This is a genomic window from Asticcacaulis benevestitus DSM 16100 = ATCC BAA-896, from assembly GCF_000376105.1.
GTDB classification, from domain to species: Bacteria; Pseudomonadota; Alphaproteobacteria; order Caulobacterales; family Caulobacteraceae; genus Asticcacaulis; species Asticcacaulis benevestitus.
In genome coordinates this window covers 21,392-34,145 of sequence record NZ_AQWM01000036.1, presented here as the reverse complement: position 1 = coordinate 34,145, position 12,754 = coordinate 21,392, and the positions used below count along the sequence as shown (strand labels likewise).

At 60.2% G+C, this 12,754-nt stretch carries 8 protein-coding genes; 6 read left to right on the top strand and 2 right to left on the bottom strand.

What is annotated here, in order from left to right; all coding sequences use genetic code 11:
- Positions 1 to 5,605 precede the first annotated feature (5,605 nt).
- Complete coding sequence (locus B060_RS27810; RefSeq protein WP_018083586.1) at positions 5,606 to 5,761, bottom strand: hypothetical protein; 156 nt, start codon at positions 5,759 to 5,761, stop codon at positions 5,606 to 5,608.
- 353 nt (positions 5,762 to 6,114) lie between these two features.
- Here B060_RS27810 and rfaE1 point away from each other — a divergent pair, with 353 nt between their 5' ends.
- Positions 6,115 to 7,602: a D-glycero-beta-D-manno-heptose-7-phosphate kinase gene (rfaE1, locus tag B060_RS0119980; RefSeq protein ID WP_018083585.1), complete on the top strand. Its 1,488-nt coding sequence runs from the start codon at positions 6,115 to 6,117 to the stop codon at positions 7,600 to 7,602.
- On the top strand, positions 7,595 to 8,143 hold the full coding sequence (locus B060_RS0119975) for a D-glycero-alpha-D-manno-heptose-1,7-bisphosphate 7-phosphatase (RefSeq protein ID WP_018083584.1): 549 nt from the start codon (positions 7,595 to 7,597) through the stop codon (positions 8,141 to 8,143). Before rfaE1 ends, B060_RS0119975 begins: the two co-directional genes overlap by 8 nt.
- A 463-nt stretch (positions 8,144 to 8,606) precedes the next feature.
- Here B060_RS0119975 and B060_RS0119970 read toward each other — a convergent pair whose 3' ends face one another.
- Positions 8,607 to 9,503, bottom strand: coding sequence for a LysR family transcriptional regulator (locus B060_RS0119970; RefSeq protein ID WP_018083583.1), 897 nt, complete (start codon positions 9,501 to 9,503; stop codon positions 8,607 to 8,609).
- A 115-nt stretch (positions 9,504 to 9,618) separates the two neighbouring features.
- On the opposite strand from B060_RS0119970, the gene B060_RS0119965 reads away from it, so the two are divergent.
- From B060_RS0119965 to B060_RS0119950, 4 genes are all read left to right on the top strand, one after another.
- Positions 9,619 to 10,485, top strand: coding sequence for a pirin family protein (locus B060_RS0119965; protein WP_018083582.1), 867 nt, complete (start codon positions 9,619 to 9,621; stop codon positions 10,483 to 10,485).
- An 88-nt stretch (positions 10,486 to 10,573) separates the two neighbouring features.
- Entirely contained in the window at positions 10,574 to 11,173 is a 600-nt protein-coding gene (wrbA, locus tag B060_RS0119960) for an NAD(P)H:quinone oxidoreductase (protein WP_018083581.1), read from the top strand.
- Positions 11,174 to 11,274: 101 nt separating this feature from the next.
- A complete protein-coding gene (locus tag B060_RS0119955) occupies positions 11,275 to 11,664 on the top strand; it encodes an OsmC family protein (protein WP_018083580.1) in 390 nt (129 codons plus the stop codon).
- A gap of 178 nt (positions 11,665 to 11,842) precedes the next feature.
- Complete coding sequence (locus B060_RS0119950; RefSeq protein WP_157405681.1) at positions 11,843 to 12,745, top strand: DUF535 family protein; 903 nt, start codon at positions 11,843 to 11,845, stop codon at positions 12,743 to 12,745.
- The last annotated feature ends 9 nt before the right edge of the window (positions 12,746 to 12,754 follow it).

Genomic DNA, 12,754 nt, shown 5'->3' with positions numbered 1-12,754 from the left:
CCCGTATTGTTGACGGTGCTCGCAGAACTCAGAGCGACCGCCGTGCCCGAAGCGCCGCTGGCGCTGATCGTGCCAGAATTATCCACCACAGACGCGCTGCCCGTGACGCCCGCCAGAACGCCTGTGATACTGCCGCCCGACTGGTTGCGCACCACGCCCGCACCGGTCGTCGTGACCGTGCCNGAAATACGTCCCGTATTGCTGAGAAGGCCACTATTGAGCAAGGTGCCCGAAGACGACAGCAAAGTCCCGCTGTTCGAAAGGGTGCCCGTATTGCTCAGAAGACCCAGATTGGTAAGGGAAGACGCGTTGCTCAGAGAGCCGATGTTGGTAAACGACGCACCGGAGGCGACACGTAATGCCCCGCTGTTGGCAAAGCTGCCATTGTTGACCGAGTCATCATCCACCGATACGACACCGCTGCTGACAAGCGTGGCGCCACTGGTGATCTGNAAAGCNCCGTCCAGCGTNCCNTGGTTGGTCAGTGTCCCTGACATTACCNAAGCGTTGGTGATGGTCGAGGTGCTGTCGACGGCCTGAGTCGCGTTGATAAAGCCGACATACNGGAAGCCGATGGCTGTCACGCNGGCAAGCGTAGCGCTGCCATTCACCAGCAAGGTGTTGACCCCGAGCGTGCCNTCGGCGATGCCGTTCAGCGAGCTGCCGTTTTCCAGTATCAACTGGTTGGTGCCGCCGGCAAACCTGATCGCCGTACCGCCCGCACCCGAAATGTCACCGAAGTTGTCAATCGNGCCGGAACCGCCCGAGAACAACACGCCGACGCCCGANGCGCCGCTGCCGATGATCGTGCCCGTATTCGTCACNNGAGCCGTGCCGCCGGTGATCTCAATACCCGACGTCGCACCGCTGATATGACCGCTGTTGGAGACGCTGCCGCCCTGCGACAGAACCACGCCCTGGCCAAGAACGCCNGCGATGCTGCCGCTGTTGACGATCGTGCCGCCACCCGATAGCGACAGGCCTGTCAGCCCACCCGATATCAGCGCAGTACTGCCCGTATTGCTGACGCTGCTCGCAGAACTCAGAGCGACCGCCGTGCCCGAAGCGCCGCTGGCGCTGATCGTGCCGGCATTTACCAGTGAGCCTGTGCTGCCCAGGGCCATCAGCACACCGGTGGTGGTGGTGCTGATCTGCGCACCAGCGGCGTTGGTCAGCACGCCTGCCCCGCTCAGGGTTACGGCCGCATCGATGGAGCCCTGATTGATCAGGGTTCCGGCATTGGTCAGCACGCCGCCGGCGCTGATGGTGTTGGCGCTGGTGAATGTCCACTGCGCGCCGGAATCCACATTCACGATGGCAAAATCGGTAAAGGTGCGCCCGATGGTGCCGGCATTGCCCAGCGTATCGGTGGCGAACTCCAGCGTATTGGTTCCGGCGCCGGCAACAATGGCGCCGGTGATCTGCGAGGTGGGCCGCAGCACCAACAGGTCATCGCCGGCGCCGAACTGCACAGCGGTGCCGCCATTGCCGGTGATGGTGCCGGCATTGGTCAGGGTGTTGTTGAACGCACGGCTATCGAAGGCCACGCCGATACCGGTGGTGCCGATGATCGTTCCGGAGTTCGTCACCGTTCCGGCGTTACCATAGAAGGCGACGCCAACGGTCGCGCCGGAAATGAGTGCACCCGAGCCGGTGTTGGTGACCTCTCCCACGGCTGACACATAGACACCACTGCCGGTGGTGCCGATGATGGTGCCGGAGTTCGTCACCGTCCCCGCGCCCCCGGAGATGAAGACACCGTTGGTCCCGCCGGAAATGGACGCAAGCGCGCCGCTGTTGGTGACCGAGCCCCCGGCGAGCAGAAAGACGCCGTCGTCGGTGGCGCCGATAATGGTGCCGGAGTTCGTCACCGAACCGGCGACACCATAGAAGGTGACGCCGTTGGTCCCGCCGGAAATGGACGCAAGCGAGCCGCTGTTGGTGACCGAGCCCCCGGCGAGCAGATAGATGCCGTTGGACGCGCCGCAGCCGCCGCGAATGCTGCCGGAATTGGTCACCGCCACCGCGCCATTGAACCCGCGGATGCCGTTGCAATCGCCGGAAATGGTGCCGGTCAAACTATTGGTCACCGCGCCGCCGAACAGCAGCAGAATGCCATCGCCGCTGATGCCGGTGATGATGCCGTCATTGGTGACGGTGGCACCGACATTCTGCCCGTAAACACCGCTGCGGTCGCCGGTAATGCGGGAGGCCGAGCCCAGATTGGCGACCGAGCCGCCAGCTTGCAATTCGACGCCATCGCCAGTGGTGCCGATGATGGTGCCGTAATTGGTGATCGTGGCGGCCGCCCCGCGGGCATAAATGCCGTCGTTGCCGCCGGAAATCAAAGACGCCAGCACCTGATTGCGGACAAAGCCGCCCGCGTCGAGCGCCACGCCGGTGCCCGCGGAACCGCCGAGGATGGTGCCGGTGTTGGCGATGGTGCCGAGGCCGTCCAGGGTCTTGACGCCAAAACCGGCGGTGCCGGTGCCGGAAATGGTGCCCGCATTGGCGATCGACACCGACATCACATTGGTCGTGGTGCCATTCGAGATCAATACGCCACCCAGGCCGCCGCTGATCAGCGCGGCCGAGCCGAAGTTGACGATGGTGCCGTTGGTGGTCTGGTCGGCGCCGTAGCCGGCGGTGCCGAGGATGGTGCCTTCGTTGCGCAGCAGCGAGCCGGCATTGCGCAACTGCACCCCGGTCATCGCGCCTTCGATCCGCGCCGATGTGCCCACATTGGTGACGGTGTCGGTGTTGAAGCTGTAGGTGCCGACGCCGCTGGTGCCCGTGGCGCGGATGGTGCCGGAATTGGTGAGCGTGCCGCCGAACATCATCACGCCATAGCCGACGCCGGTGATCCGGCCCGTGGCGTCATTGCCGATGATGTTGCCGCCGCCGTTCGAGCGCACGCCGTTGGTGGCCGTGCCGGTGATGGTGCCGCTATTGATCAGCGTGCCGGCGCCAGTCAGCGTGACCGCCCCGGAGATACTGCCGCTATTGGTCAGTAAGCCGCTATTGTTCAGCGCACCGGACGTGGTGACCAGCAAGCCAGCATTGTTGAGCGTGCCGCTATTGGCCAAAGTGCCGCTGTTGGTGAGCGAGACGCCTGATGCGATGGTATTGGCACCGGTAAAGGCCCAACTGCCACCAGAATTGACCTGAACCAGCCCGAAATTGGTGAAGCTGGCGCCGCCTAGGCCGGTGAAGCTGCCGCCGGTGCCGTCGAAGGCCATGGTATTGGTGCCGCCCCCGCCATCCACCACGCCGATGAAGGTGGCTCCGGCCTGCAACGTCAGCAGATCATCGCCGGCGCCCAAGGCCACCGCCTTGGTGCCGCCAGAGATGGTGCCGCTATTGGTGATGGTGTTGTTGAAGGTGCCGTTGGTCAGCCAGACGCCATAGTTGGTGCCGATGATCTGGCCCTGGTTGTTCACCACGTTGGCCCCGAAGGAGCCGGAGCCGATGCCCATGTCCACAGACGAGATCAGCGACGCGCTGCCGGAATTGGTGATGGTGCCGCCCGCTCGCGCATAGATGCCGTAGGCGTGGCTGGCTGCGGTGGACAGCGTGGTTGCCCGGATGGTTCCGGCATTGGTCACGGTGACCGCGCCGCTGAAGCCGACCACACCGATATACGAGCCGATAAGCTGCGACCCGGTCCCGACGTTATTGACGATGCCGCCGCCGTCCATCCAGACGGCTTCGTAGCCGGTTATCGTCCCTTCATTGTGGACGGGGCCCGAGGCTCCCGCAAAACCAAAGACGCCGACGCCGGTCGCAGGACCGGTGATGGTGCCTGTCGCACTGTTCGTCAGCACGCCTGTGCCGGTCAGTGTGACGGCACCAGCGATGCTGCCGAAATTGGTCATGCTGTTCGCGTTGATCAGGGTGCCAGTGGCGGTCAGCGTGCCGGCGTTGGTGAAGGATCCGGAATTGGTCAAGGTGCCAGCAGAGGCAACGGTTAAGTTGCCCATGTTGGTCATGGACACGGACGAGGCGACCGAATTGATGCCAGTGAAGGTCCAGTTGGCGCCAGACAACACCCTGGCCCCCTCGAAATTGATAAAGTCTGAGCCGCCCAGCCCGTTGAAATTGGCGGCCGCCGTGCCGCCGAACTCCAGAGTATCGGCACCCGCGCCCGCATCCACCACGCCGGTGAAGACAGCGCCCGCCAGCAGTTGCACGAAATTGTCTGCGTTGCCGACAAAGCGCATCGCGGTGCCGGAATTGCCAACGATGGTACCGCTATTGATCAGCGTGCCGCTGCCCGAAATTTGTACGCCGAGGCCCGCGGAAATGAGCGCACTTGCCCCCGTGTTAGTGACATTTCCGCCGGCGGTGAGGTTAACCCCCGTGCCTGACGAACCGCCCAGGATCGTCCCGGTGTTGGAGATTGTGGCAGCACCGCTCACCTTGACCGCGACGCCGGCCGTACCGGTCGCGGACACGGTGCCTGCGTTGGTGAGCGTGCCACCCGCGGCGAGATTGATGCCATAGGCGGTACTGACAATGGTGCCGGATGCATTGTTGACCACGGCGACGGGGCCGGGCGAGAACCCGAACACGCCGCTCGAATCGTTACCGGTGGAGGTCCCCGTGGCAATGATGGCGCCACTGTTGACGACGGTACCGCCACCCAGCTGAACGCCGCCGTACCCCGAAATGGTTCCGCTGCCAGACACAGAACCCGGCGCGTTATTGGTGATTGTCCCCCGGCTGATCGAACCGCCCCACCCCGCGGTGGTTACGATGCGGCCGCTGTTGGTGAGCGTGGCATCACCTGAGAAGGATCCGCCAATATTGACACCGCCCGGGGCGCCGGAGATCACGCCTGATTCGGCATTGATGACACTGCCGCCGCCGGCATAGATGTAGACCGCCTGGTTTCCCGTGCTGCGGATGGTGCCGGAATTGGTGACGGTGCCGGCGGCATTCCTGATATAGATGCCGTACCCGCCGGCGGTGATCGATGCTGAGGTGCCGGAGTTGGTGACCGTGCCGCCGGAATCAAAATAGATGCCCCTGTTGCTGGCGGTGATCACGCCTTCGTTCACCACGGTGCCTGGGGCACCTAAAATGTTCACGCCGTTAGAGCCGGAGATCAGCGAGCTCGTGCCGCTATTGGTCACCAGCCCGCCGCCGTCGAAGGAAATACCAGGGACAGAATTGCCGGTAACCGTGCCCTGGTTGGTCAGGGTCCAGATATTGGCACCGCTGCCGGCGACAGCGCTGCCGGAAATAGCACTGTCCGTCGTTGATGGCGTGATCAGAAAGCTGGTGTATCCGGGATAATTACTGAGTGTGATGCCCGAACTGGTCCCCGGCAACGTCTTGGTCTGGGCTTGAGCCTGAGAGGTAGGTGCGAGCGTCACGCCTACAGTCACGACGGCAGGCGCCAACGCCAAAGCCATGGCGGCGCAACTGTTCAACAGCGATTTCGACAGGCTCTGGCTAACCGTAACGCGTCGTTGATGAACAATCAGGTGCATTCCAGAAACTCTTAATTACGCACAGGGACAAAGGATTTTATAGCTTGCGCAGCCGCTGTATTGGCAGATAACAACAGTGCGTGTTGGGATATCCAATAGGTCATATTTCATTAATAGATTGCTTCAGGCTCGACAAAAATCACCACCTGAGTGCCGTCCGCAGTAGAGAGGCGGCCAAGCCTTGACAAGGCGGATGCAAAAAAAAGCTCAGCACGATAGAAATTCTGGGAAAGGCCTTGTGACCGCAGCACCAGAAACGACCACATATCATTGATTATAAGGATATTTTTCAAACAAATTTAAGGCGCGTTATCGTCGTACCACCGCGCGTGTTTTGATAGACCCGGAGCGACAGGTCATTTCGCACTCTCAAGCGTCAAAACGAATCACATCGATTCACGTGGCTGGTTACCAAGAGCTGTAGCCGAGATCTGTGAAGTCGGGTTGTGGGCCTCTCTTCGTGCCGTTTTGACAGACTGGCATGCGCTTGATCCACCCGGCCTTTTATGCCAACTCAGACGCTAGGTGATGGTTTGCCGCCCGAGAAGCGCAATCTTTGCCCCATAACCGCGCGCCCTGACATTGGATCGGGCTCTGCGGAGTCTTTAAAGGAGCGCCAATGTCCATCGACGATACGCAAGGCCTCGCGGCACAGGTCAAGGCCTTGACCTATGCCAAGGTGCTCTGTCTCGGCGACATCATGATGGACCGCTTTGTTGAAGGTCGGGTGTCAAGGATTTCCCCGGAAAGCGCCTCGCCGGTATTTCATTATCAAGGCGAGACGATCGTGCCGGGTGGCGCTGCGAATGTCGCACGCAACATCAGCGCCCTGGGAGGCCATTGCACGCTTATAGGTGTCATCGGCAAGGATGAGGCCGCAACCACGCTCTTGGAAACCCTGGCTGAAAACAGCGACATCGATTCCATTATGGTGGTGGCAGAGGATCGGCCAACGACCGTGAAAACACGGTTTGGGGTGCGTGGCCATCACTTGCTGCGCGTCGACCAGGAGGTCACGACAGCTATTTCTTCCCTGTCTGAAGCCGCATGTCTTTCAGCCGTCATAGAGCATCTGCCCAAACATAAGGCTCTGGTTCTGTCCGATTACGCCAAAGGGGTCTTGACGGAGGGCTTGCTGGGTCAGGCGATTCAACGCGCCCGCAGCCTGAACGTACCCGTCATCATCGATCCGAAATCACCAGACCTTAGCAGATATACCGGCGCCACGCTCATAACGCCCAACGCCCAGGAAGCAAGGGATGCCTGCGGCATCTATCCGGATACGGATGAAAAAGCCGAAGCGGCCGCTCAGTTTTACCTCGGGGCCAGCCAGGCCACAGGCGTTTTGATTACGCGTGGTGAACAGGGGATGACCCTTCTGTCACATGACGGATCGCTTCTTCATATTCGCAGCCGGGTCACTGAGGTATTTGACGTCGCCGGCGCCGGAGACACCGTCATCGCTACTCTGGCGGCGGCGATGGCCTGTGGAACAGATATGGCAGAGGCGGCGCACATGGCGAACGCCGCCGCCGGGATCGTGGTCGGCAAACGCGGCACAGCGACCACCTCACCGGACGAACTTATCCTTGCCTTGGAGGGGGAGCGCGGCGCGCGCAAAGGCACGCCGATCATGCTGACGCCGGCAGAGGCGGAGCGCTATGCGAGAACCCGGCGCAGAGAAGGCAAGGTCGTCGGCTTCACCAACGGATGTTTCGACATTCTGCATCCCGGTCACATCTCCTTGTTGATGTACGCACGCGATCATTGCGACTGCCTGATCGTAGGTCTCAACAGTGATGCCTCGGTGCGACGTCTTAAAGGCGCGGACAGGCCCATAAACAGTGAGGACGACCGCGCTATCGTTCTTTCGGCATTGGGCGCCGTGGATGCGGTTGTCATCTTCGAGGACGACACCCCCCTTGAGCTGATTATGGCCATCAAACCTGATGTGCTTGTGAAAGGGGCTGACTATACGCTGGAGACCGTCGTTGGCGCCGACTTCGTCTTGGCTCACCAAGGTAAGGTTTTGTTGGCCCAACTCGTACCCGGCAAGGCCTCATCCAACACAATTGAAAGGGCTAAGCGCGGCGGGTCGCATGTCTGAACGTCAGCGCTGCGCTTTTCTTGACCGGGACGGTACCTTGATCGAGGAGCGCAACTACCTCTCAGATCCAAACCAGGCCGTGCTTCTGCCCGGGGTCGCGCAGGGCCTTAAGGCGCTGTCTGCGCAGGGTTTTCGCCTTATCGTTCTTACCAATCAGTCGGGCATAGGCCGCGGATACTTCACAGAGACGGCGGCCCTTTCTGTAAACCAACGTATTGATGACATGTTGCGCATCCAGGGCATTGATATTGCAGCCTTTTATTTATGTCCACACGCCCCCGAAGCCTTGTGCCACTGCCGCAAGCCCATGCCTGGCCTCGTGGAGCAGGCATCAAGCGCCTTCATGATTGATCTGCCCACGTCGATCATGATTGGCGACAAGGATACAGACCTGCTCCTTGCCGCCAACCTCGGGATGCGAGGCTTCCTCGTCAGTAGCGGCCACGCAGATACGCATCTTCCATGGGCGCTAAGTCAAGGCTTTGAGGTCTTCCCTGATATTGCCTCAATCGCCAGATCTCTTGACAATGGCGTCACGTGATGGGACGCCGCCCTTATATTTATTAGGGTTAATCAGGTTCATGTCTCAGAACTATCGGCACAGAGCGTTCACGTATAGTCTGGGGAATATTGATTGGTGATTTTGTCTTTTATAGCCCTATCTTACGATTGACTTCCCAATGCGCCGTGGCGCGAACATGAAAAGCTTGGAGCCATTCTCAAGCATCGACTTGAGGTATTCTCAAGCATTCTTGCGATGATGGCCCATGAGTTTCTCACAAATATGGATCCTGTGGGACGGCGATGCGATCACATCCACTTTTGAGAAACGACATTAAGAACGACACGCTCAATGCCATTCATTTTGAATCTCTAATCGATATACCTATCCCTTGGGACTCCGATAATTTTACGCTCACCTTTCACACCGACGCTATCGACCTTGACCTCGCTGGCGAGGCATTAACCCGCCCATGATGAGGCTACTCCAGGGCATGCATATGCTAAGCGACTTGCCCCGAGAAACGTTCGATCAGCCACAGCGCCGCCGGGCCCGGCGGGGTGTCGGTGCGATAAATGGCGTGCATATCATAGGTATTGACGTGCCAATCGGGCAGGTCGAGCGGCACGAGCCGGCCGGCTTCGATATCGCCGCGCACCATGGCCTCCGGCATCGAACCCCAGCCGACACCCGCCAGCAGCAGGGCGTGCTTTGAACCGAGATCGGCCAGCCGCCAGGTCTTGACGCCGATGACGCCAAAGTCCTGACCCGCCGTCACATTGGAGCGATCGGTCAGGACAAGCTGGATATGACTGCGCGCATCGCCAGGTGATTTTTTGCCATGACGCGCCAACGGGTGAAAGGGCGCCGCCACCGGCACCAGGCGCACCGCACCGATGTAGCGGCGATCCAGTCCTTCAACCGTGGTCTTGAGCGGACCACTGATGCCGATGACCGCCGCCTTCTCAAGCACCAGTTGGCTGATCGCGCCCAGCGCTTCGACGTGGAGGCGCAAAGGGATGGTCGGAAAGGAGACCTGAAACGCCTGCAAGGCATCGACCAGGCGCGCTGTCGGCAGCATGACATCAACCGCGATGGAGACCTCCGCCTCCAGACCTTCCAGCAGACCTTTCACGCGCGCACGCATTATATCAACACCGTGGGTGACCGTGCGCGCCTCCGCCAGTACCGCCTTGCCGGCCTCGGTCAGTTCGGGCTTGCGCGTGCCGACGCGATCGAACAGCGGCAGGCCGAGCTGAAGTTCGAGATGATCGATGGCGTAGCTAATCGCCGAGGTGGCACGGTTCAGCCGACGGGCGGCGGCAGCGAAACTACCGGTTTCCACCACACAGAGCAGCACCTGCAATTGATCGAGTGTCGGCGTACCGGGATTTGACATATCTAAATTTCTGAAAAGTTCATTCTGAATTATACTAATTTTCCGGTCAACGTAATTGTTTTAAAGATCACGTGTCGACACAACACGCAGACACCTTTTCAAGGAGATTGCCATCGTGACCACCCTGACCCAAACCAGAGAGCGCTCTATCACCAGCACGCATACCGCTTTCCGAACCCTGGAAGGCGACGGCTTTGACGTGCGCCGCGCCATTCCGGCCAAGGCTTATGAGGCGGTCGGTCCCTTCATCTTCCTCGATCATTTCGGCCCTATCGACTTCCTGCCCGGTGAGGCCAAGGGCGCCTCGGCCCATCCGCACGCCGGCATTGAAACCCTGACCCTGCTGCTGGAAGGCCGCAGTATCCATAAGGACAGTCTGGGCAATACCAGCGTCATGCAGCCCGGAGAAGTCCAGTGGATGCGCGCCGGCCGCGGCATCGTCCATGACGAAGGCCCCGACGCCGAAATCCGTCGCACGGGTGGCCGCAACCACGGCATCCAGCTCTGGCTCAACATGCCCAAGGGTAAAAAGCACGACGATCCGGCCTATCGGCATGTCCTCGCCAGCGACATTCCGCTGATCGAAGGCGATAAGGCCCAAGCTCGCATCATCGCTGGTCACGTCGGTGATGTCGCCGGCCCGCTCGACAGCCATGGCAATCCCGTGGTCATCCATGCGTCCTTGAAAGCCGGCGGATCGCTTACACTCGACACCCACACCGCCCAGGAACTGGCGCTCTACACCATGACCGGCGCAGCCATTCTGCCTGGCCAGACGGTCGAGCCCGGCGACCTCGTGCGCTTCGGCGCGGGCGATACGGTTTCCCTGCAGGCCGATCAGGACAGTGAAATCCTGATCGTCGGCGGCGACCCGCTCGATGCCCCGATCGTACGGCATGGCCCCTTTGTCATGAACACTATCGACGAGATGGAACGTACCGTTCGCGACTACTATGCCGGCCGCATGGGACAGATTATCTAAGGCGCAACTGAAGCCGCTTGTCATTTTCTGCTCGCTTTTCATCACCAACACCTTCTAAACCCTCCCCTCAAACTCAAGGAATATCATCATGGCTAAGGTTCTTGTTCTCTACTATTCGTCCTATGGTCACATCGAAACCATGGCTAAGGCCGTGGCCGAAGGCGCCCGCGCCGCCGGTGCCCAGGTCGATATCAAGCGCGTGCCCGAAACCGCCCCGGACGCCGTAGCCAAGGCTGCGCACTTCAAGCTTGATCAGGAAGCACCGATCGCCACCATCGCCGACCTGGAAAACTATGACGCCGTCATCATCGGCGTCGGCACGCGCTTTGGTCGCCTCGCTTCGCAAATGGCCGCCTTCCTCGATCAGGCCGGTGGCCTGTGGGCGCGCGGTGCGCTCCACGGCAAGGTCGGCGGCGCCTTCACCGCGACCGCCACGCAACACGGCGGTCAGGAAACCACCCTGTTCTCAATCATCACCTCGCTGCTGCACTTCGGTATGGTCGTGGTCGGCATGGACTATGGCCACGCCGGTCAGATGACGCTGGATGAAGTGACCGGTGGCAGCCCCTACGGCGCCTCCACCATCACCGGCGGCGACGGTTCGCGTCAGCCGACCGAGAATGAACTGACCGGCGCCCGTTATCAGGGCCAGAAGATCGCCGAAACGGCCATCAAGCTGCACGGTTAAGATTTTAACTTAAGCGTCGGCCTCGACAGTAGGCTGAGCAAGACTTAAATCTCCAGGGCGCGTCCGATAAGGGCGCGCCCTTTATCCACAGGATCTCCACAATGGCCCGCGCCACTGCCCACATTTCCACCGGCGATGCTTACGCCACCACCATCAAGGTCTCCGGTCGCACCCTGCTCGCCGATGAGCCGTTCAGCAATGGCGGCAAGGATGTGGGTCTGGCGCCTTACGATTTTCTGCTCTCATCCCTGGCCGCCTGCACCGCGATTACCTTGCGCATGTACGCTGACCGCAAGGGCTGGACCTTGCGCAGCATCGACGTGGCCCTGCATTTTTACCGCGAAGGCGACAAGGAGATCATCGAGCGCACAGTCAAGCTCGATGGCGATTTCAGCCCTGAGCAGCTTGAACGCCTGGCGCAGGTGACCGAACGCACCCCCGTCACCAAGACGCTGAAACAGGGCGTCACCATCGATACCACCTTCGCTTAGCTGTTATACCCTTCGTACGATTAAGGTGATCCTGACGATCATGCCTTTCGTTCACGATGTGTCGTGACGTGCAACGCTACCATCAATAGCAAATTATATCGCGCAGAGGCCTTGACAGCGACGCCCTTTACTCGTCACAGGGCATCTTGATTGTACGATGTCACCTTGGGGGGCGACGGTGGATACGGGCGTAAAGCATCTAAAGCGGCAGGATCTCTTCGATTCGACGGCGAGGCGTGAACTGGTGGAACGCGCCTCCAGAGCCATCACTCTGGCGCGTCATGTCCTACCCTATATGTCGTTCTATAGAAAATTCCTCGCCAGCGGCTACGGGCAAGTCGTGCCCAGGGACCAGGGCCTCTATAACCGTAAGTTTTTGACCCCTTACCTCGCAACCTTCCTCACCACTGCCGAACGCCTGATCATTCAGGGGAATCTGTGCGATGTTCTCGACAGGACATTCACCTCACAGAACCTCATGCGCCAGCTCAGGCGCGGCATCGTGCTGTGGCAATCCTCTGACCCCGGCACATCACAATCCATCACGCTGAAAATCGCCGAAAGAACGGTCATTGAAGGCGACCTTCTGCTGGAGCACCATCTGGACGGGCTTTCCCTGCATAAGCTCAGCTTTACCTTCGTGCCGGGTCGAATCCTCAATAAGGCCTGTCCTCAGGTTCTGTTTATTGGCGGTTCACAAGGTCTGCACAGTTCTGCCGAACAGGTACGCCATGCCGCAAAAGCCAACGGTGAGATAACGCCCGCCAACATGTTAATCATCGCCATGCGCGGCCTGGCTCTCGCTCTGGGCATTGATCAGATCTGCGGTGTTCGCGCCCACAGTCAACCGGTCGTTCATGACAAGCCAAAGGCGAGCGTGTCCGTCTATGACGATCTCTGGCTCATGAACGGCGGCATGTGCAAACCCAACTACTATGTCATGCCCGTAGATACGAGCCACGATCTCACGAAAGACATCGAAGGCAAAAACCGATCGAGAACGCGCAGAAAGCGACGTCTGCGTCAGAGCCTGACCGAAACGATCGCAGGTCATGTTCGCACAATCCTTGCCAGCAGCTGATTGAGCCGG